The sequence below is a fragment of the Pseudomonas sp. URIL14HWK12:I6 genome (genome assembly GCF_000514195.1).
In the GTDB taxonomy this organism is placed as follows: Bacteria; Pseudomonadota; Gammaproteobacteria; order Pseudomonadales; family Pseudomonadaceae; genus Aquipseudomonas; species Aquipseudomonas putida_A.
Genome location: NZ_AZVL01000005.1, coordinates 233,561 through 255,850 on the forward strand (window position 1 = coordinate 233,561; position 22,290 = coordinate 255,850).

Sequence of the window (22,290 nt, forward strand, 5' to 3'; positions counted from 1 at the left end):
AAGTGATTCTGGGGCGCTGGGGCTTCGGAGGTGGAGCGTATAACCGATTTCTCTGGTGTGCTTTGTGATGAGAGATTTCGAGTCGAAAAATAGTCGATCAACATGGAAGGATCTCGAAGATTTCTCACGCGCGAACGGCACAAAACTCTCACGTACCAACCAATGATGGAAACGCCTAGAGTCCCGGTGGATCCCAACCCTCAAAGTGCTTGAGAGCGTCGAAATCACCGATCAGATCCTTCGCTTGGGCTAAGCGATCTAATACAGCTTGCCGCTCTCCTGATTCGAGAAGCTCCGCTTTTTGGGCGATATCGTCGAAAAAAGCCCGGATGCTGTTCACTTTCACCCACGTCTCAATAACAGATTCGAGTCGATCGCGGCTATCCTGGATCGCCTTGAGCCGGCGCTTTTCCTCTTCCTTACGCCTCCATTCTTCCATCTCTAACTTGTGCCGCTGTCGTTCCTGCTCGTTCCGCACTCGCTGGATCTCAACCTTGGCAGCCAGCGTCGGAGCCTCGGCGATCAGCGACTTTATGATGCTCGGGATTTTGCCGACCAAATTACCAGGCTTGTCTTCAATCCAGCGCTGAACCCACTCCACACCGTAGTACGGGGAGTACACCTGCAAGCAGAGTCTGCCGCTTGGCATATCGGCGCTCATCATCCATCCATCTGGAAAATCGGAACGTCGTTTACTCACGGGCAGCGACGTCATTCGGATGTATTTCTTGTCTGGCCGCTTCACGTGAACGTATTCGCTGATCTCATAGATGGACAGACCAAATACAACTGTTCCGATATAAGTCACCGTTGGGCGCTGTGGTTGCCAAAGGGCAGGGTGGACGTACCTATTTGATGCTTTCTCCCGATGGTCCACGGATTCCCGTCCCATGTGAGTCGTAGGATCAGATAGCGCGACCGCGAGACTCTTCTTCATCAGCGCCAAGTACAGCTGATTTGTAAAGTCGACGGCATGGCTTACTCCGGAGCGGCTTGCTATCAGGTCCGCCATGGAGCGTTTCGATGGACGAAGGTAGCCTTCATCTGTTTCGTGGGCTTTTTTAAAATGCTCCTCGATGTCTATCAATAGCGGATGCCGACAAGGAAGTAGTGCAAGACGATCAGCCTGCTTACCGCGGCTCTTTACAGGGGCCTTTGGAATAGATCGGGAGATTTGCTCGGGCGCTCCATTCCTGCTCCAGGCAACGAGCGCACCTGGTTGAGCATCAGGGAGGGCCGGCGGCGTTTTACGCTTCCCCGCAGCCACTTGGGCCCAATATCCCACCGGAGGTCGGGGTATATTAAGGTTGGTAAAAATGCGTGCGAGGTAACTGGAGGAAACGCCATACCGCTCAGCTATTTTAGTCATGGGTGTAGACCAAGCCTGTTCGTAGAGAGACTCCCGAGTAATGGTGTCCTTCGACGAATCAGCAGTGGTGGCTGAAGCGTTTGGAATGTCTTCCATGCATGAGCTTCTTGAGAGTGATTGACAAGTTCAGTAGGGACCACATCAGCCTAGCCCAAGACTTATGACGACAATGGGATTGAACCCCACACGCACACCAACACCCACAGCCCCGCCGATGATGAAGTTCCAACATCGCCGGGGCTATCAATTGAAAGGCGTGATCCAGCTTGCCGAGGCATGTCCTTTTAATTAGGGGTGAAGATCACTCAGGCCCAATTCCGCGATCGACCTAGCCAAGAGAGCCTTTGACTCTCGATCGTGATCTGGATACTGCGAACGTGCTCCGTTTGCACTTCCTGCGGGATGAATCATGGGTAACACAAGCGTCGAATGCCACTGGAAACGGCGTCCCACCATGTGCGGAACTCTTACACCGCTCGGACGGGAGATGCCGATTTCACGCGAGCAGAAACCAGGTTCTGCGGCTTCCTGTATTGATAGAAACGCCTTCCATGAAAGGCCACCGAGGCAGACAAGCAGTTTCGGCTTCACAAGTTCAAGTTGGCGCTCCAGAAATGGCAGGCAATTTTTAACTTCAACCGCGCTCGGCATGCGGTCTGTTGATGTTCTAGGGCGGCGACCAGGAAAGCACTTTGTGACGGAGGTTTGATAGACGCTGCGTTCAAAGCTCAAAAGGCCGCAAGCCGCAAACTGCGCTTTGATGGATTTGCCAGCATCCCCCTGAAAGGGTGCCCGTCTCTCGTACTCGGTCTTGCCTGGGGCTTGGCCAAGCAAAAAGATGGGGTAGCCAACTCCACCGCTAAAGATAGGTCGCGGCTCAACATCGAATTTGCAGAGAGTTCTTGCACATCTGCGGCAGGCTTGAATTTCGCTTTCCAACGTTGAAAGAGTCACTAAATCTCTCCTGATCTCTGACGCCTGAATTAGACCGCACCGCGAGATAAATCGCCCCGGGTTGTCTAGAGACTCTCCAAGCTCGCTGAGTAGCGCTTTTCAAACTCTACCGGTGACATCTTAACTTAGCTTACGGATCAATCAGTTTTCTGAACCTTCTGGATAATCTGCGCAATGGATGCTGCTACTGTCATCACGCGGAAGACATTTGCTGCTTTTAGAGCGGCAGGGCGGGAAGGCTGTCGTTCTGCTGCCAACACCTTTATTCTTCCGAACCTATTCAAGGGGCGATGCAAAGCGTTCACCTGACAACGCTACGGAACCCTTAACTGCCACTGGCTGTAACACTTGTGGAAGCGGCATTTCAGTATGAACACAGCAGACAAAATGCACGCTAATGCTCTAAAGGAAGCCATTTTAGCCCTCGACCCTTCAGGCCCAGAAGGATTTGAAGGGTTACTCGGAGTCATCCTGGGTGAGATCACAGGACAATCTTTCCGCCTCGCAAAGTCAGGTACGCAACGAGGACGAGATGGCGATTCCGCATTTGATGGCGGCGCCACGTATTTCGAAGCCAAACGTTACAAAGAAGGCCTCTCGAAGAATGATATTTCGACAAAACTTTTCGACGTTGCGAATGACGACGCCGGTTTGGTAGATCTCTGGATACTCGGAGCAACATGCGAGGTTGCATCCCAAACCGTCGAAGACGGGCGGAAATTTGCGGCCAAGAACGGCTTCGGCATCGCAGTATTGGACTGGTCAAATAACGATCTAGGATCGCTTCTCATTGCCACTGTTGTGGCAGGTTCAAAATCAAAAGAGTTTATCAAACAGGGACTCACCGGCAGGCCTGGAGCGAGTCTGATCACATCCGCTATCAACGCAATCGATTACTTTGAAAAACATGGGGATTATCCCTCGAGGGTGAATGCACTCAGAAAGTCACTCGCCACAGACGTTGGGTTGGATCACGCTAAGACGATCAACCAAGAATGGCTGGGCCGGTTGTTCACAAACAAAGTGCAGGCGCGCGCCGAGCTCGGCCAACCCCTCTCTCCATTTGATCCGTCCGCCCCCCTGGCGCTCGACCGACCCGAGCAAGCGCTTCTTACAAGGGCATTCACCGGAGTTCCAGAGAGCGAAATATACGCAATCGTCGGCGAAGAGGGCGTCGGCAAATCCTGGCTAGCTGTCCAGAGCTGGAATTTGTCCAATCCCAAATCACTTCTCGTCCTGTGTCCTGCCGACGATTTGACCAGAGATGACGCAGAAAACTTCGATGACTTCCTAATCCGCAAACTGATCCGTCAGACAGATGGAAATGTTACGCCGCAATTGATCGCGCGCTGGCAGCGCCGTTTCAAATACTGGAGCACAAACGTCCCGGCAAGCTCCGTCCGCGTGACCCTCATAGCGGACGGGCTCAACCAACCGCTCAAGTCGAACTGGGGGCGCTGGCTCGATCGCGCCGCTCTACGCTTGAAGGAGCTGGGCGGGTGCTTGGTGGTCACTACCCGCACTCAACACTGGGCGCATCTCAAAAAAACGCTGTCGTGTGGCGTAAAGATAATCACGCTCACCGAGTGGTCCATCAAGGACGTGAAACAGATATTGGGCAGTCGCGGCATCGACTTTTCCAGCACCAGGATTGAGGTTCTCGAATCCGTTCGGAATCCCCGACTTCTTGGTATCGCGATCGAGCTGATAGAGGCCAAGGCCATCGAGCTTTTGGATGAACTAAGCGTCGGGCGGCTGCTCTTTGAGCATATGCGCAGGATGGAACATCACGGGGCGGCTACAGTTTCGGCGCCCGCATTCGCCGACCTTTTGAAAGCTTTCGCGGCGAAGGTATTGGCTCGAGCGAATGCGCAGGATACTGACGATCTTAGGCTGTTCGATGCCGTCCAAGAAGCCCAACTCGAAGCTGTTGCATCGAGCCGGTTCTTCTCCTCAGTGAAAGGAAGTGCTTCACAATATGAAATAAAACTCGATGGTCTAAATCTGGCACTCGCGCTCTACCTCGTCGGCCAACTCGAACGCGAGTTGCGCAACGACCGTGACCCGCGAGAAAAGCTTGCGACAATACTGGAACCGATCAGCGCACTTGATGAAACGGCAAAGGTTGTCTTGCTCGCAACGCAGATCGCTTGCCTTGAAGATGAAACGAGCCCCGAGATACGCTCCGCGCTGATCGAAAAATTCGTCTCGCTGCAGAATCTTCCGAACAGCCAGGCCGACGCCTTCGCCGTGCTAGCAAAATCGGCTCTGCTCGCCTTTCTGCAAGCCGCTGAAAATGTATATCTGTCTCAAGAGCACATCGCCAGCAAAGAGTGGTTGCTTTACGCACTGCTCAAACGACGCAACGAGTCGGGTGTTTGGCAGCAAATTTTCGAATCGACGAAGCGGTGGCTGTCCTTCTACTCGCTCGCGCCAGAACGTGGGATGCGCTGGACGTTGGGGCGTGAATCTGTTTCCCAGGTTGATGAAGAGCGCACTAGGATCTTGGCCAGCATTCAAGAACGTGAGGCTGGTCTCACCGAGGCCGAACGATCCTTCATTACGACGAACCTCTTGGCCGCTACGCAGCCTAAGTTCGATGGCATAGGCCGCTTTGCTCTCTATCTTCTAGCTGGCATGCCGTTAGAAAAAATCGCAACTTACCTTGTCCGTTGGCGGTTTTCTGCCGCGCTCAACTCATCAACCTCGGTGCCCTATGCAGAATTCGAGCAGGTTCTACACTACAACCGCTCTGATTGGCAGGAGACTCGATCAGCAATCCTGAAGGAACTGGAAGCGCTGCCCGCGGAGCGCTCGTCCAGCGTGGGAATGTGGACGCGCCTTGGCATGCTGTACGGTACCGGGGATGTCGGCGACGCAAAAGAGGGGGCACACATTCGCAGTGAGCTCACACGCGATCAAGAACGCTTTGAAGGCTGGTCCATTAAAGAAGATTACTGCGCTGTTGATCCCTGCAATCCCGGCACCGTTGAACCAGAGAACGTTATCGCGACTGCCCAAAACTATCGAAAGATTGACCCAGGAAAGATTGCCATGAGCCGGGGCATGGCCCAGGAGGACCATTTCTTCCGCGGCGCGCGCGCCAGTGTCGCGCGCTTTGTACCTGATGACGCGATACACGCTCACCGGGCACTCGCGAGCGAAGTGCTCGGCCGCAGTGGGCATGCGCGGCTCCAGGGGGTATTAGTCCTTATACGGCATAGCGCGACCCTCACAAAAGATCTTGCCCAACGTTTCCTTTCAAGCGGTCTAGTTTGCAACGCTTCGCGTAAAGACGCTCGGGATAAGTTCCTTACGGCACAGTTTTCCGTGTTCATCGCATTGCCGCATTTCACCGCCGACGAGCAGTTCGAAGCGATCGCAAAAATGCAGGGCGATACTTTCCTGCTGGAGCTGCTCCCATGCGTGCGAAGTACTAAATCGGAAAAGGTGGAACAGGTATTGGAGGGTGTTCTTCAGAGTGGAAACGAGCATGCGCAGACAGCAGTTCTTGCCACAATCCACTATTCTAAATCGCCGCTGACACCGCGCGCCGCCGTTATTGTCGAAGGCTTCATCCGATCTCCTCACAAAAATGTCCGGCACGAAGCGCTTGCTCTCGCCGCATCGAGCGGCGACATTTCATTACTACGGCAAGTCATAGATAGTGGATGGCGTGCGGAAAAGCTGAACAAACGTGATAGCAGTTTTGAGGACTGGCATGGGTCCACTGCGATATTGAAAGCGCTGCAAGCAGACCTGATAGAGACAGGACCCGCGCTTGATCGAATGAATCTGTCCCACTACGGGTTCGCTGCCGAAACGTTACCTGCCGAACAGAATGAGGCCATCGCCACACGCGTCGAAGCAGCTCTTGTTAAGGCGTTGGACTATGAAGGTGATGTCGAACTGCCGGAGATCGAGACTGGGGTGCCGAAAGCGTCCGATCCTGCTCCTCCTCTGATTTCATTAACGGAGCGGACCCCGTCGGAAACCGACTTCGCGTCCCAAATGAATAGGCTTTCGGAAACGGAAGAGCAATTTGACGAACGCCAACGCCGCATGGCCGACGCCTATGAGCGTTTCGCCGCTGAGGTCACGGCTGTAGAGGCAGACTTAATACTTTGCGATCTCACGTTCGACGGTATCAAATCGATCATCGGACGGGATGCTGATCGCGACCAGCGATGGCTCAAGATGTTGGTTGTCGCTTCTGATCGACAGCTACGTCATCTTCACCACGTAGCGCTACAGGTGGCGATCGCGCTCGCCGCCAAGGGCAATCTTTTAGCACCTGAATTCATTACCCGCATTTTGGCATTGGACCCAACTATACGTCGTGTTACCGGCGCGGCAAAAATCCCTATAGAGACCATCATTCTCTGGAGCAACACTGCCAACCCGGCGATGGTGGACATCTGTATAAGGCGTCTACGAACACCGCAAAGCGACAGCGATATCGCGCGTGAGGTCATCGCGGCTCATCTCTGCGGAAAAGTAGCAATTCTACAGACATACATTGATGAACTTCTCGCTACGGGCCGGCCGTATGAGATAGCGCTTGCCCTCATGATTGCAGGATTTTGCGACAATAGCGTCCACGCTGAGGCGGTTCTGTCCCGCTTCGAAGGCGCCAAAGGCTTCATTGGTGCGGCTCACGCAGCCGCGAGCGATTCGTATGCAAGAAATGTTTGGGCGAAGACTTGGTATACGAAGATGATAAATGCCCAACAGCAGAAGGATTTCTGGAGGGCGTCCGTTCTGTTTATGAAGATCGTCGATGGCCGTTTTGACATATGGTCCAAAGCTCTGGGAACACCATCAGCCATCTTCACGGCGTTTATGCCAACGATTAGTCGGGAGATCAGCAATAGGGCAATCAAGGTCCAGAAAAAGCGGCAAGAGAAGCTGTTCGGTGAAAAAGCTCCCGTGTCGGTAATGTTGAGTACCGAATAATGAAGAGAGAAGGCGGAGAAGGATAGCAATGCCGATTTCGGCAGGAGGTACTGACTTTGCGAGTGGCCGATATGAGAGCGCAACGCTACCCCAAGAAATATCACCTCTATGTCTACTTCTGGCCGATTTCTGTGCGTTGCAAAGGGTTGAAGACAAGACTTTAAACGGACGGCTGACAGTCCCTCGGGTTCGTCGTCGAGCTTTTACTATCGACCCTGCGGTTAACTGATTTGCCTGCGGAACTCGATTGATGGTATCAAATGGCCATCCCGTCTCGACTTAGGAAATTGGAATGTCCGAGCTGGCAACTTATGAGTATCAATCCAGCACCATCGACGAACTGGCAAGGAAGCGGAGGGCGAAAATCGATTTGAACAACCTGACGGCCCCGGTTGTTTCAGAAGGCATCGAACAGAGCAACATCAATCACTATCGTACGAAAAACACCGGCCACGGCTATGCGGCCGAAGACGCCAACGCCCTCAACGATTTCCTGCACGGTCGGAAGGTCGAACTCACGGGCAAGACGCGGGAGCTGAACGGGGCTGATCGCATCGTTGACGGCGTTCAGATTCAGACAAAGTACTATCAGAGCGCTAAAGCATCTATCGATGCTGCTTTCGAGAATGGGCAATACCGCTATCCAGATCAAGTAATCGAAGTTCCCAAAGACCAGTACAAAGAAGCCGTGGAGGTCATGCGCCAACGCATTCAGGAAGGTCAGGTACCTGGTGTAACTGATCCCGGGCGTGCGGAAGAATTGGTTAAGGAAGGTTCGATTACCTATCGGCAGGCCCTGAACATCGCCAAAGCCGGCAATATCGACAGCATCGTCTATGACATCAAATCGCGCGCTGTTTCGACGACATTTGCATTCTCCCTGTCCTTTGCAATCACTTTCGTGACGCTCAGGGCGCAAGGTGTGGAAACCAAAGCAGCATTGAGATCGTCCTTGGTTGTGGGCTTGAAGATCGGTGGTGTCTCAATGCTCTCCGGCGTAATCACTGCACAGCTACTTCGGACAAGACTCGTGGGTGGAGTAGGGAAGGTAGTCGCAAAAGATGCCATCGATGCGGCCTTCAAGACAGAGATAGGCAAGCGATTCATCGTCCGGTATGCGTCAGCCATGAACGGCCAAGTGATGAAGGAGATGGCAGCGCGCAATTACGCGGCGAAAGCGTTGCGGACTAACGTCGTCTCGGGGGCTATCGTCACTCTGGTGATGACCTCTCCTGACGTGTACCGAGCTGCCGTCTCCAAAAATGTCTCATGGGCGCAGGTGAGTAAAAACCTGGTGGTCAACGCTTCTGGCGTAGCTGGCGGGATTGCGGGTGCGGCCGGCGGTGCGGCCGGAGGAGCCGCTCTCGGCACGATGATTTTCCCTGGCCCAGGTACTGCTGTCGGAGCAGCAGTCGGCGGTGTACTCGGCGGACTCGGCGCCGGCATTGGTGCGAGTTCGCTCTCGAAGGTGCTCATGGATTTCCTCGTTGTCGATGATGCCAAGGAAATGGTCGATATGCTCCCCGACCTTCTTGAACCCTTGGCTATCGACTTCTTGCTGACGGAAGAGGAAATCATCAAATTCAGCGAGGGTGTGTGCGCAAAAATAAACCCCGCATTTCTTAGAGATATGTACAAGTCCCAAGAGAAGCAGACGCTTGTCTACGACACGTTTGAGCCTCTCTGTGCGTCGTTGGTGCGACAGCGAGCCCAGGTTTGCCTCCCATCTGCCGAAGATATCTTCACAGCGGAAGCCGAGTTCGTTTCGGAGCTCCAACAATTTGAGAAAGAAGATGCCATCCGCACGCTCATCGCCACGCTTCGTGCAGCAGCGGAGCTGGGTGAGCCACCGGCCGTTGTGGTTGAACTAGCAACGGGCTCTGCAGAAGAGACTCCGATGAGCATACCGACCACCAAGTGGTATCGCTTTGGCTTTTAGGTAGTCAAATGTCAGCGGTTGAGATAGCTGCATTTATGTTTCGTTCGACCCGGGAGCACGGAGCATAGCCTGGTCATCCTGTTGATCACACCTTGAATTTAGATGAGAATGGACTTAAGAGCGGATTCACTCTAGGCGAACAACTAATGACAGCAGATCGTTTGGGGATCAGTGATGAGCGACCAACGAAGACCTTGGAGCGACCCTGAGATATTTAATCTGAGCACTGTGATGAGTCAATTTTAATTCTAAGGCGTCCAAATCATAATAATGTCAGCGTCCATCTTTGCATATCGGTGCAACGTATCTAATACATAATCACCATCCATGAGATGGCGAGCCTGATTACAGCGAAGCAGTTGTCATCGCTGACGAAGTTGAGAGAGTCCATTAATCTGGTAGACGCCATATCATCCAGACGTCGCCTGAGCTCAACCGCGATCGCGCATACCAATACGTTTGATTGAATACCCGCGTGCTTGGTCGTGAGAATGGTAGTACGTGTCCTGTGTGGTACTGAGGTTGCTGTGCCGTAGATCGATCTGGAGGTCTTTGGCGTCACGCAGCGGCGCATCGAACGTCGCCGAGGTATGGCGCAACCAATGCGCAGACGCCACCAACAGGCTGTCCATTTCATGTTTCTCACGCCCCTCACCGCGCATTCTTTCCAGCGCTTTGTCGAAGACGATTTGGAGGAGGGCGCGAACCTGTCGATCTGATAGCCCCGATCGACCTCTGAGGGTCGAGATTAAAGGCGTGGACTCATTGCGCTCAGGCAGATCACTCAGCCCTAGAAATTTGCGGTAGCGCTTGAGGTAACTTTCGATGTACTCGTCGCGAACTGCGATCTTGCCGGCTTTATTGCCTTTTCCCACCGCGTGGTACCACCAAAAGCCCTCAGCGTCTTGGCGGAAGTCGCCCATTGTGGGCTTCCAGTTCTTCCGGCCCACCACATCAGAGACACGCAGGTACATCGCAAAAAGAGTCGCCAGGATGAAGAGGGTACGTTCAAAACGAACGGGATCATCCTCCGCCAGCTTTTCGGCGGTTTCCAAGACGTAATCCCATTGCAGGGGCGTCAAGGCCCGTCCCGCGCCCACGTCGAATGTGTCGTCGGTAAAGCGGTTCGATTTTTTCAGCATTCTGAATGGGTTGGCGGGCGCGCCGCCATCCTCGATCAGAAATTCATAAAATCGACTGCACACCGTAAACACCAATTTGAGGCTGCTTTCGGTGGTCGAATACACCGAGTTCGTCGAGCTTGGCTCTGAAGTCTTGCCTACCGCTTTGGTCGTTTTTGAATTGAACGGGAACCACTTTGGATTCGGAATCAGCGCATCCGCCTCGGTAACATGCGCCTCATCGTTAGAAATGAAACGACTGCGCGTCACAGGGCCCACCCAGTCCTGAGAGGGATTACGACAAAAATCCAAGTAGTCCTGGGCATCCTGTCGCTTTAACAGGTGCAGCGGCTTCTTCTTAACCAGTAGCGCCCACAGCAATAAACGCTCGGCTTGAGTGCGGTATGAACTGAAGGTTTGGGCATTGTCGGAAAAAGCTCGCAGAAAGGTGCGCACCGCCATATAACCACGGCCGGCCTCCAGTTCCTCGGGAAATGAATCTAAAAAGTTTTTGACGCAGTTCAGTACAGGTTCACTGAAACTGAAGTCTTGATCAATAAAGGCCTCGTAGGTTTCAAAGATGGGTTTGGGCGCGCTGAACATTCGAACCACCGGGCACTTTAAACGTTGAAAAGAAACTTCCAGTTATGGGAGTAATCGGAAGTTGGATAGATGTATTCCACTACCACCTATTTTTTTCGCATAACGGATTGACATTGCCGGATAGTAGCCGCTGCTCTGCACTTGTGCAACTACCGCTCAATCCAAACTTATTTGAGATGCAATGCTTGACAGGCAACGCCCTGACGATTTAGTTCGCGGGCGCGAATCTTTGAATTCCGTTTCTTTTTAAATGCGCTCCGACTCGCAGATCATCCACCGACCCCGCGCTTAATCACCCACGCGCTAATTAACCTAATATTGATACCTCTTATATTTAACTCTTTTTTAAATACGAAACTCTTCAACCTAACGAGCGTATTTAAAATTCAATACGCAGACCAGAGCCGTCTCGCGTATCAGCGACCTGAGGAATGCCGACTGCTAACACCAGCCGTCAACCAGGCACCGTTGCGTTATGCAGATATTGGTAGCCGGAGAGTGTTTGCACGTTGATCGTTTGAAACGATTGCTACGCATGTCCTTGGGTCGATCGCCTTAGGAGCTCCCTGCGCCGGGAACGTCCGTTAATTGGTGAAAACCGCGGAGACCTACGGATTCCGTGGCCTGCACGGCATCTTTGTTCCAACAGAGGTCTAGGGAATGTCCGCTCATTTTGTCAAAACGGCACGCCGGGGATGTCCGCTCAAATGGTTAAACTGCGTCAACCTTATGATTTATAAAGCTTTTAATAACATCATTTCACACGCGGCCGTAAGGCACCATTATCGGCCGGGAAAGTCCGCTAATTACGTTAAACGCTAAGGGGCGCTGGGAAATCCGCTGATAAAGCCAAAAAGCCTAGGCTCCCGATTTTATTGGCCTGCAGGACACTTTGCTCAAAATCCTGCTCGGGAATGTCCGCTGATTAAGGCAAATCTCGGCGCGTTCCGACGTAGCTTCAAGGTGAGGCCCATTCTGACGCGATCGCTGACTGCATCATTTTCCATTGTACTACGGAGAGGTCAAACGGTTGATCTGCGGGGCATCCAGGAGATTCGATACCAGCTTGCCATCGCTAGGAAACCAGTCATTAGCCGGAACCAGTGCCGGGAATCTCCGCTCATTTCGTCATAGGGAAGCAACACCGGGAAAGTCCGCTCAATACGTTAAAAAAGCCCATTAGCCACTGATTTCACTGAGTTTTAACCAGCGGGAACGCCAGAGACATTGTTGAATGATTCCGCTCATTTACGAAAACTCAGGGAAGCTGTCCTCGGAAGCCCTCAGGGTAAAAAGTTATTAATATCAGTAGGTTATAACACTTAGCGAGGACCAGGATGTCCGCTGATATCGTTAAAAAAGTGATGAGCCGCCAGGGTCGTGACGATCGAATATCACTCTGAATCAATAGGTTAAGAGGCTAAAGAGGCCGTTTCCGCTGATTTCGCGATTGGAGCAGGTGCTGGGGTGATGTTGGAGTGGAGACAGATGTTGGTGCAGGAAGGCGCGTAGCGTAATACTTGGTTTAACATAATATACATTACACGTAACAAGATGTTTCAGGGTTAGCCCGGTTGCACGCCAGATTTCAATCCAGAGTTTTACCCTGAGTCCTCTTTTCAAAACCTCAGCCTTGCCTGCAATTGGCGACCTTCAATCAGCATCCCGCGTCAGCTTTTCAATAAGCATCCGGTGCTGTGGAAATTGCGCAATCAGTTTGCGTCGATCACCCATCTCCATATCCGCAAAATCAAATCCCGGCGACACGGCCTCGCTGATCAAGCCAAATCCATGTTCTCCCTCGAGCAGTCGCGAAGCTTTCCAGATTCCGCCAGGCACGTGCATTTGCAGATGCTGTCCCGCCAGAATGTCGTTGCCCATTACCAGCGTTTCCAGCGAGCCGTCAGCATGGATCATGCTGTACTCGATGGGATCGCCCAGATGGAAAAAATGCACAATGTCGGAATGATTGAAATGAAACTGGCCCACTGGTGATTGCTCGGTCAACAGGTAGTAAATCGATGTCATCAGGTACCGTGGGCCACCGACGGTATCGAGCATCTCTCTATGATCGGCCTGATAGGTTCTGCGAAAGTAACCGCCTTCCACGTGAGATTGCAGATCTAGCGCCTGAATCAAGGCCTGTGCGTTTACTGTGCGTTGAGACATGCTCTGCTCCGGTGGATGGCGGCGTATTTTACGATAGCTCTACTAAACGGCTATTTAGTGTAGTTAACAGAAGATCGCTGAATTTCGAAGATTTTACCCTCCTTTTAAGCGCGCACTTGTTTAACAAAGCAAATCAGAAATCCACCGTTGCTGATAGCAGATAAGTCCTCGGCGTCGAAAGCGTCAAACCGGGTTCGCTGTCATCTGATGCGCCTGCCGAACTCCAGTAGCGTTTATCCAATACGTTTTCGACATTGGCGCGTACGGTGATGGTCTTGTCGTCCAGTTTAAAGGCGTAACGCGTCCCCACGTCGAATCGCTCCCATGAGTCGATTTCCTTCTGGTTGGACTGATCCAGATACTGCGAACTCGAATAGATTCCACGGCCTGTCAGCGTCAGCCCCTGCATATTGGGTACATCCCACTCTGCGCCGAGATTGACGTTGTATTTGGGTGTCGCGGGCGCGCGGTTACCGTCAAAGGTTCCATTGGTGGTCTGGGTCAGTTCGCTGTCGATGTACATCACGCCGCCGAGCAATCGAAACCCTTTGAACGGCTCGCCGAACACACTCAATTCCACACCATCGTTCTGTCGTTTGCCGTTCGGGCCGAAGACTCGTGTCGAGGCGTTGGTTTCATAAGCAGGCTGTTTGATCCGGAACACAGACGCTGTAAGCGCATACGAACCCGCGTCATATTTGGCCCCGACTTCGACTTGTCGGCTGATGAAAGGCGGGAAGATTTCATCCTCGTTGATCGACGTCGATGGCGCAATTTTCCCTTGGCTGAGGCCTTCCATGTAGTTGGCGTAGAGCGAGAGCTTGTCCGTCGCCTTGAACAGAATGCCGCCGGATGGCGAGAGTTTTTCTTCGTCATAGGCTGTGTCACCCTTCACATCATCGCTCCAGTCGTCGACTTGAACCCTTTGCCAGCGAGCGCCAAGGGTCAGCAACAGGCGATCATCGAAGAACCCCAGCGTATCGGACAGTGCGACGCCGCTGAAGCGGTTTTCCGTGTAGACCCTGGCGTCGTAGCGTGTTGGCGTGCGCGGCTTTGCGGTTTCCACCGGGTCATACAGATTGCTGCGCCCTGCTGCATACCGCGCGCCGCCATTTTCGAAATCCATGTAGAAGTAGCTGGCCGCCAGATTGACCTCGTGGCTGACTGAACCGGTATGGAACCAGTTACGCACACCCGCCGTGGCAGTCCGGACATTTTCGTCACGGGTGAAGTCCCGCGGTTGAACGCTGAAATCGCCGGCGTCGTTGGTCACCGACACCGCATGCCGAAGGAAATCGTGGTTACTTTTACGGGCGCCGACGCCGCCATACAACATGACCGAATCGCTGACGTCGAACTCGCCATTGAGCGTGCCAAACGTATCTTTGGTTCGCGCCTGGCTCCAGGGTTGCGCGTAGTTGTCGCGCACATCATCAGCATCCGGAACTTTCGCGTTTGCACCGACCTGCACACGTTCTTGCGGTGCATCGGTATCGCGCTCGGTGTGACCGATATCGGTGGAAAGCCGCAGGCGCTCACCGCGAAAATCCAGGCCCAGCACGGCCATGTCGCGATCGACGCTCTGGTGATCCCATTCAGTGTCACCCGATTGTTTGACGCCGTTGAAACGCAGGCCGAACTGGTTGTCCTCACCAAAGCGACGGCCGATGTCGACGGCGCCGCCGAGCTGATTGTTCGAGGCGTAACTGGCCGTCAGCGATGTATTCGGCTGATCGCCGGCGCGCTTGGGCACCACGTTGATCCCCCCTCCTACACTGCCCCGCGGCGAAATCCCGTTGATCAGTTGGCTCGGGCCCTTGAGGATGTCGACGCGCTCGGCCATTTCCATGTCAATCGTGTAAGTGGGCAGAACCCCGTAGAGCCCGTTGTAGGAAACATCACTGTTGAACAGGCTGAAACCGCGGATGGTGAATTGCTCATAACGGCCGCCTGCCGGGTTGGTCGCACGCACCGAGGGATCGCTGGCGATCAGATCGCCCAGAGTGCGAGCCTGCTGGTTTTTCACCGTTTCGCTGGTGTAGGTGGTCATGCTGAACGGGGTCTCCATGAAATCCCGGGAACCCAGCAGCCCTTGCGAGCCACGGCGCGCCACCTGGCCACCGGCAAAAACCTCGGTATCCGTGCCACCCGTCGATCCAAGGATCGAAGTAGGTGCCAGTTCCAGACTGCCGCCGTCCGGCGCAGGAATGACTGTGTAAGCGCGGTCGCCCGCCGGTTGCAGCTGTAGACCGGACCCCAGCAACAACCGGGTAAAGCCCTCCTCCACGCCAAACTCACCCGACAAACCATTGCTGTTGCGCCCGCTGACCAAGGCCGGATCTACCGACAGATTGACCCCGGCCAGTCCGGCAAAACGGGTCAGCGCCGCACCCAGGCTGCCGGCAGGCACCTGATAAGCGCGGCGGTCGGCGCTTTCCGCCCAACTGCTGGGGATCAACAGGGGGCTGGCACTCAGGCTCAACAAAAGGCTCAACTGCAACAACGGACGCAAACGACCTGGAAATACTGCAGGCATAGGAAAAAGCTCTCGATTTGGTTCACTTGCCTGGAATGACCAGCGAGGCGAAAAAAAGGGACAGGTCTCAGACTGTTTTTTTGGACTGGGACAATTTTCGCGGAACGAGAGAGACCCAAAAGCGCGTGCGTTTCTGCACGTCGATCGGCAGGCTGGCCGCCAATAGCGAGAGCACTTGATCGGTGTTATCCAGGCGAAAACTGCCGGTGATGCGCAGCGCCTCCAGCTCCGGATCCCAGCGCAGCACGCCAGGGCGGTAACGGCTCAATTCGCGCAGAAAATCCCCCAGCGGCTGGTTCTGCGCCATCAGTACACCGTCGCGCCAGCTCGGCATCGAGACATCAAACGCCCGGACAGCACCCGCGCCAGACGCCTGCAGCCTGATCTGCTGGCCCTGATCGAGGATCAGCGCCGGCCCGTTTGACGGTTGCAACTGCACCGAGCCACTGACCACCGACACATTGCAGTCACGCTCATTGAGACGCACGCAAATCTCACTGTGACTGACGATGATTCGCCCGTACGGCAGATTGATGATCAGCGCTGAGTTGCCTGGTACATCAAGGGCCATCTCTCCCCGCACCAGCGTGAGCTGACCGGCAGCAAGATCCATATTGACGGCACTGTCGGTATTGAGCTGCAACGAACTGCCATCGGCGAGCGGCAATTTTTTGCGTTCACCGGTGCCCGTCTGCAAATCCGCGCGCCAGACATCTAGCGGCAGTTGCCGACTGATCAACCAGGCAGCCGGCACCAGTGCCGCGATACCAAGCGCGCGTTTCAGCACGGCCCGACGCGCTGCGTCCGGACGATCCAGCGTAGCCATGGCCAGCGCAGAAGGCAGAGCGGAAAACCGTTCGCGCAAGCGCTGGATTTTCTGCCACGCGTGTTCATGCCGGCTATCGCTGTTGCGCCAGACCTGCAATTGCGCATGATCGTCAGCGCCCGCTTCGCCGGACTCCATCAACGCCAGCCAGTGCGCGGCGGCGCGGGCGACTTCGCGGCCTTCATCGCTGGGGGCTACGCGCATCAAAGCTCCACCAGCAGACAATGCTCGTAGGCCTGCGCCATGTAACGTTTGACGGTGCGCTCGGACACTTGCAGGCGCTCGGCGATTTCGCGGTAACCGAGGCCTTCAAGCTGACTCCATAAAAACGCCCGACTCACTGCTCGCGGCAAACCATCAAGCAATTCGTCCAGCGCTTGCAGGGTTTCCAGCAGCAGCCAACGCTGCTCGGGCGATGGGACGCACTCCTCCGGCAGTTGCGCGAGGGCTTCGAGGTAGGCTTTTTCCAGACTGCGGCGGCTGTAGAAGTTGCTCAGTAGACGCTTGCCCACGGTCAGCAGATAGGCACGAGGCTCACGCATGTCGGCAATCGGTTGCGCGCTGCACAGCACGCGCATGAAGGTGTCCTGGCTCAGATCAGCCGCATCCCACGCGTTGCCCATGCGTCGACGCAGCCAGGTTTCCAGCCAGCCTCGGTGATCGCGGTACAGCGCGTGCAGGCTCTGCTCGGATGGCGTGGCGGCTTCAATCATCTCAAGAGACCCTGCGCGAAGTTAGATTCAAATGAGACTGATTCTATTTAACTTCGCTTGGGACACAAGATCTTTTTGCCCGTGACGGCAATCTCTAGCGTTTCAGCGTCTCGCTCGGCAGCTCTTTGAACAGCGCCCGATAACTGCTGGAAAACCGCCCCAGATGCCAGAACGACCAGCGCATCGCCACCTCAGCCACGGTGGTTTCCGTGGGCCGGCGCTTGAGCAATTCGCGGTGTGCACTGTTCAGCCGGCGCAGGCGCAACCAGTGACTCGGAGTCATCCCGGTATAGGCCTTGAATGCCTGCTGCAATTGTCGCAACGGCACCCCTGCGACCTTCGACAGTTCGAGCAGATTGACGGTGTCTTCCGGCGAATCTGCCGCCCACTCCCCTACTCGCTTCATGATCATCCGTTCTTCGCTACGCCGCTGTAATCCGCCGCGATCAAGACGGGTGTGTGCGTTGTCGAGGATGAACAGGCAGTCTTCGAGTAACTGCTGAGTCAGTGAGTCTTTATCAAACGGATCAACAGCTTGCGACAACTTCGTGAGAGTTGAGCTTAACCAGCGACTGAACAAGGCGTTCTGCCCGCAGTTAAGCGGCGCCATGAACAATCCTTCGAGTCTCGCCACATCCAGACCGTGCTGACGGACGAATTCCGGGCCGAACACCACGGCAATTTCCTGGTAGTTCTCCGGGGTTATCCAGATGTTGCGGCTGTCTTCGTTGAGCAGATACAGCGCGTTGTCGCTGCGATCGAAACAGAAGGCCAAGGCACCCGATGGCGCGCTGAATGTCTGCTCGACGCGGGTGTTCATCTGTTCTTCATAAACCTGCACACCTTCCAGGTCCAGATAGCGGATCTGCCCGGCGAAATGTCCGGGAGACATCTGCTGGTAATGCTGGACCCAACCCGGCGTGGCGCGGATCTGTTCGCTGACATCAGCGGTATTGAAAGCCTGAACCTGAAGCGGATTACACGTTGTCATGGGAGACCTTGCGCACTCTTTTGGTGCGCTTTGGTGCTGCTTAAAGTGGATAGATGGAACGGCAAGGCACGCCCAAGATAGTCGCCAACGCGCCACAGGGGAAGGGGCGGAAGATGAAACCCGCCCTCCCCGGCGTCTATAAAACCAATAACGAGGTCTTTATGAATGCCCCTTTCGATCAGCTGTTCACGTGGCTGAAAGATCACAAGATTACCGAAGTTGAATGTGTGGTCAGCGACCTGACCGGCATCGCCCGCGGCAAGATCGCACCGACCAACAAGTTCCTGCATGAGCGAGGCATGCGCCTGCCGGAAAGTGTGCTGCTGCAAACGGTAACCGGGGATTTTGTCGACGACGACATCTACTACGACCTGCTCGACCCGGCCGACATCGACATGGTCTGCAAACCGGTGAGCGACGCCGTGTATGTGATTCCGTGGGCCATCGAGCCGACCGCCATCGTCATCCACGACACCTTCGACAAGTTCGGCAACCCGATCGAACTGTCGCCGCGCAACGTGCTGAAGAAAGTCCTGCAGCTGTACACCGACAAGGGCTGGAAGCCGATCGTGGCGCCGGAAATGGAGTTCTACCTGACCCAGCGCTGCGAAGACCCGGACTTGCCACTCAAGGCGCCGCTGGGCCGTTCGGGCCGGGCTGAAAGCGGGCGGCAATCGTTCTCGATCGATGCCGCCAACGAATTCGATCCGCTGTTCGAAGACGTCTACGACTGGTGCGAGCTGCAAGGTCTGGACCTGGACACGCTGATCCATGAAGACGGCCCGGCGCAGATGGAAATCAACTTCCGGCACGGCGACGCACTGGATCTGGCCGACCAGATCACCGTGTTCAAACGCACCCTGCGCGAAGCGGCGCTCAAGCACAACGTCACTGCCACGTTCATGGCCAAGCCGATTGGCGACGAACCCGGCAGCGCCATGCACCTGCACCAGAGCGTCGTGGAGATCGCCACCGGCAAGCCGATCTTCGCCAATGCCGACGGCACAATGAGCGAGCTGTTCCGCCATCACATCGGCGGCCTGCAGAAGTACATCCCGAAAGTCCTGCCGATGTTCGCGCCGAACGTGAACTCGTTCCGCCGCTTCCTGCCGGACACTTCGGCACCGGTCAACGTCGAGTGGGGCGAAGAAAACCGCACCGTCGGCCTGCGTGTGCCGACCTCCGGGCCGGAATCCATGCGCGTGGAAAACCGCCTGCCGGGCGCCGATGCCAATCCGTATCTGGCGATCGCCGCGAGCCTGCTGTGTGGCTACATCGGCATGGTCGAAGGCATCGAACCGAGTGCCGCCGTCGAAGGCCGCGCCTACGAACGCCGCAATCTGCGCCTGCCGATCACCATCGAAGACGCGCTGACGCAAATGGAAGAGTGCGACACCGTTGCGCGTTACCTGGGCAACAAGTTCGTGCGCGGTTACGTCGCGGTCAAACGCGCCGAGCATGAAAACTTCAAGCGCGTGATCAGCTCCTGGGAGCGCGAGTTTCTGCTGCTGAGCGTCTGATCCATCCCACAAAGCCCCTTCACCTTTGTGGGATGGGCTTTTGTGGGAGGGGGCTTGCTCCCGAAAGCGGTCTGTCAGTCACAGAAAATGTTGAATGTGCCGGCCTCTTCGGGAGCAAGCCCCCTCCCACAGGAATTAGCGAACCACCTGAAAAATCCAAAAAATTCGAAGAGGTGTCGATATGCGTCTATTGAAATCCATGGTTCCCGCCGCATTGGCGCTGTTGTGCAGCACCGCAGCCCTTGCCGAGCCACAGGTCAGCGTCTACAACTGGACCGACTACATCGGTGAAACCACCCTCGCCGACTTCCAGGCCAAGACCGGGATCAAGGTGATCTACGACGTTTTCGACTCCAATGAAACCCTGGAAGGCAAGCTGCTCGCCGGCCGTACCGGCTATGACGTGGTGGTGCCCTCCAACCACTTCCTCGCGCGTCAGGTGAAGGCCGGGGCGTTCCTCAAACTCGATCGCGAGCAGCTACCAAACTGGAAGAATCTCGATCCCAAGCTGCTTGAACTACTCGAAAAGAACGACCCGGGCAACCAGCATTCGGTCCCCTACCTGTGGGGCACCAACGGCATCGGCTACAACGTCGACAAGGTCAAGGCTGTGCTCGGCATCGATCACATCGACTCCTGGGCCGTGCTGTTCGAGCCGGAAAACCTGAAGAAACTCACCCAGTGCGGCGTGTCGATGATGGACTCGGCGGACGAAGTGTTCCCGGCGATCCTCAACTACATGGGCATGGACCCACGCAGCGAAAACCCGGAAGACTATAAAAAGGCCGAAGCGAAACTGCTGAGCATTCGCCCGTACATCACCTATTTCCACTCCTCGAAATACGTTTCCGATCTGGCCAATGGCGACATCTGCGTAGCCTTCGGTTACTCCGGCGACGTGTTCCAGGCGGCCAACCGCGCCAAGGAAGCCAAGAACGGGGTGAATATCGCTTACGCGATTCCGAAGGAAGGCGCCAACCTGTGGTTCGATTTACTGGCGATCCCGGCCGACGCCAGCAACACCAAGGAAGCCCACGCCTTCATCAATTACCTGCTCGATCCGCAAGTGATTGCCAAGGTCAGCGCTTCGGTCGGTTACGCCAACCCGAACCCGGCCGCCAAGCAGTACATGGATCAGGCGCTGGTGAACAATCCCGAGGTCTACCCGTCCCAGGCAGTGCTGGACAAGCTCTACATCTCCTCTACCCCGCCCCAGTCGATCATGCGTCTGATGACCCGGTCCTGGAGCAAAGTGAAGTCGAACAAATGAATCAGTACAGCAAAGAACACGCCCGCTCCTATTACGCAGCTTCGGCCCGGGCCAGTACGCCCTGGCCGGCACTCGACGGTGACCTCAGCGCCGATGTCTGCGTGATCGGCGGCGGCTTCACCGGGGTCAACACCGCGATTGAACTGGCGCAGCGCGGGCTGTCGGTGGTGTTGATTGAAGCCCGACGCATTGGCTGGGGCGCCAGCGGGCGCAACGGCGGTCAGTTGATTCGCGGCATCGGTCACGAGGTCGAAGGCTTTGCCCGCTATGTCGGCAATGACGGCGTGCGTTACTTGCAGCGCGCCGGGATCGACTCGGTGGAACTGGTGCGCCAGCGCATCACCGAGAACGCCATCGAGTGCGACCTGCGTTGGGGCTTCTGCGAGCTGGCCAACACCCCGGCGCAGTTCGCGGCGTTCAAGGACGAACAGATCAGCCTCGACGAACTTGGCTATCGACATGAAACCCGTCTGGTCGGCCCGGAGCTGATCCGTCAGCAAGTGGTCAACGCCGACATCTACGCGGGTGGTCTGATCGACATGGGCTCCGGCCATCTGCACCCGCTTGATCTGGTGCAAGGCGAAGCGCGTCTGGCGGCGTCCCTCGGTGTACGGATCTTCGAGCAAAGCCCGGTGCTGCAGATCATTCATGGCGAAACCGTTGAAGTGCGCTGCGCCACCGGCAGCGTTCGTGCCGGCAGTCTGGTGCTCGGTTGCAACGCGCATCTGGAGGAACTCGAACAGCAACTCAGCGGTAAAGTACTGCCGGCCGGCAGTTACATCATCGCCACCGAGCCGCTGTCCGAGGAGCGTGCCGCGCAATTGATCCCGCACAACCTCGCGTTGTGCGACCAGAAAGTCGGCCTCGATTACTACCGGCTTTCAGCGGATCGACGCCTGCTGTTTGGCGGCGCCTGTCATTATTCCGGGCGCGATCCGGCGGACATCGCCGCCTACATGCGCCCGAAGATGCTCAAGGTCTTCCCGCAACTGGCGGACGTGCGCATCGACTATCAATGGGGTGGCAAGATCGGCATCACCGCCAACCGCTTCCCGCAGGTCGGCCGGCTCCAGCAGCAGCCGAACGTGTTCTACGCTCAGGGTTACTCCGGTCACGGCCTCAACGTCACCCATTGGTGCGCCAAGCTGCTGGGCGAGGCCATTCACGCTGGCCACAGTCAGGGCATGGACGTGTTCAGCACCGTGCCGCACATGACCTTCCCCGGCGGCCCGGCCTTGCGTTCGCCGCTGCTGGCACTGGGCATGTTCTGGTATCGCCTGCGTGAAATCCTCGGCTGAGGCATCCACCACGTAACCATCTCCT

13 protein-coding genes are annotated in these 22,290 nt (G+C 55.6%); 5 read left to right on the plus strand and 8 right to left on the minus strand.

Annotated features, from left to right (window positions below):
- Positions 1-175: 175 nt before the first annotated feature.
- Entirely contained in the window at positions 176-1,465 is a 1,290-nt protein-coding gene (locus H043_RS0111130) for a hypothetical protein (RefSeq protein WP_027611927.1), read from the minus strand.
- Positions 1,466-1,657: 192 nt separating this feature from the next.
- Positions 1,658-2,323 (minus strand): uracil-DNA glycosylase family protein, encoded by a 666-nt coding sequence (locus H043_RS29740; protein ID WP_177325622.1) that lies wholly within the window; start codon positions 2,321-2,323, stop codon positions 1,658-1,660.
- Positions 2,324-2,692: 369 nt separating this feature from the next.
- Between H043_RS29740 and H043_RS0111135 the strand changes: the two genes are divergently transcribed.
- Together H043_RS0111135 and H043_RS29105 are read left to right on the plus strand one after the other, a co-directional pair.
- Positions 2,693-7,279, plus strand: a complete 4,587-nt coding sequence (locus tag H043_RS0111135) for a hypothetical protein (protein WP_027611928.1) — start codon at positions 2,693-2,695, stop codon at positions 7,277-7,279.
- Positions 7,280-7,571: 292 nt separating this feature from the next.
- A complete protein-coding gene (locus tag H043_RS29105; protein WP_049827863.1) occupies positions 7,572-9,218 on the plus strand; it encodes a hypothetical protein in 1,647 nt (548 codons plus the stop codon).
- 431 nt (positions 9,219-9,649) lie between these two features.
- On the opposite strand, the gene H043_RS0111145 is transcribed toward H043_RS29105, so the two are convergent.
- From H043_RS0111145 to H043_RS0111170, 6 genes are all read right to left on the minus strand, one after another.
- Positions 9,650-10,942 carry an integrase gene (locus H043_RS0111145; protein ID WP_027611929.1) on the minus strand — a complete coding sequence of 431 codons (1,293 nt, stop codon included), beginning with the start codon at positions 10,940-10,942 and terminating at the stop codon, positions 9,650-9,652.
- 1,653 nt (positions 10,943-12,595) lie between these two features.
- Positions 12,596-13,111, minus strand: coding sequence for a cupin domain-containing protein (locus H043_RS0111150; protein ID WP_027611930.1), 516 nt, complete (start codon positions 13,109-13,111; stop codon positions 12,596-12,598).
- 133 nt (positions 13,112-13,244) lie between these two features.
- Positions 13,245-15,647, minus strand: a complete 2,403-nt coding sequence (locus tag H043_RS0111155) for a TonB-dependent receptor (RefSeq protein WP_027611931.1) — start codon at positions 15,645-15,647, stop codon at positions 13,245-13,247.
- Positions 15,648-15,714: 67 nt separating this feature from the next.
- Positions 15,715-16,677 carry a FecR domain-containing protein gene (locus H043_RS0111160; protein ID WP_027611932.1) on the minus strand — a complete coding sequence of 321 codons (963 nt, stop codon included), beginning with the start codon at positions 16,675-16,677 and terminating at the stop codon, positions 15,715-15,717.
- Positions 16,677-17,186, minus strand: a complete 510-nt coding sequence (locus H043_RS0111165) for a sigma-70 family RNA polymerase sigma factor (RefSeq protein ID WP_027611933.1) — start codon at positions 17,184-17,186, stop codon at positions 16,677-16,679. Before H043_RS0111165 ends, H043_RS0111160 begins: the two co-directional genes overlap by 1 nt.
- Positions 17,187-17,280: 94 nt before the next feature.
- Positions 17,281-18,177 carry a helix-turn-helix domain-containing protein gene (locus H043_RS0111170; RefSeq protein ID WP_027611934.1) on the minus strand — a complete coding sequence of 299 codons (897 nt, stop codon included), beginning with the start codon at positions 18,175-18,177 and terminating at the stop codon, positions 17,281-17,283.
- Positions 18,178-18,338: 161 nt separating this feature from the next.
- Here H043_RS0111170 and H043_RS0111175 point away from each other — a divergent pair, with 161 nt between their 5' ends.
- The 3 genes from H043_RS0111175 to H043_RS0111185 all read left to right on the plus strand — a co-directional run bounded on the left by H043_RS0111175 (position 18,339) and on the right by H043_RS0111185 (position 22,265).
- Positions 18,339-19,697: a glutamine synthetase family protein gene (locus H043_RS0111175; RefSeq protein WP_027611935.1), complete on the plus strand. Its 1,359-nt coding sequence runs from the start codon at positions 18,339-18,341 to the stop codon at positions 19,695-19,697.
- Between the two features lie 181 nt (positions 19,698-19,878).
- Positions 19,879-20,967: a polyamine ABC transporter substrate-binding protein gene (locus H043_RS0111180; RefSeq protein WP_027611936.1), complete on the plus strand. Its 1,089-nt coding sequence runs from the start codon at positions 19,879-19,881 to the stop codon at positions 20,965-20,967.
- Positions 20,964-22,265: an FAD-binding oxidoreductase gene (locus tag H043_RS0111185; protein ID WP_027611937.1), complete on the plus strand. Its 1,302-nt coding sequence runs from the start codon at positions 20,964-20,966 to the stop codon at positions 22,263-22,265. The genes H043_RS0111180 and H043_RS0111185 overlap by 4 nt, the downstream gene beginning before the upstream one ends.
- Positions 22,266-22,290: the final 25 nt, after the last annotated feature.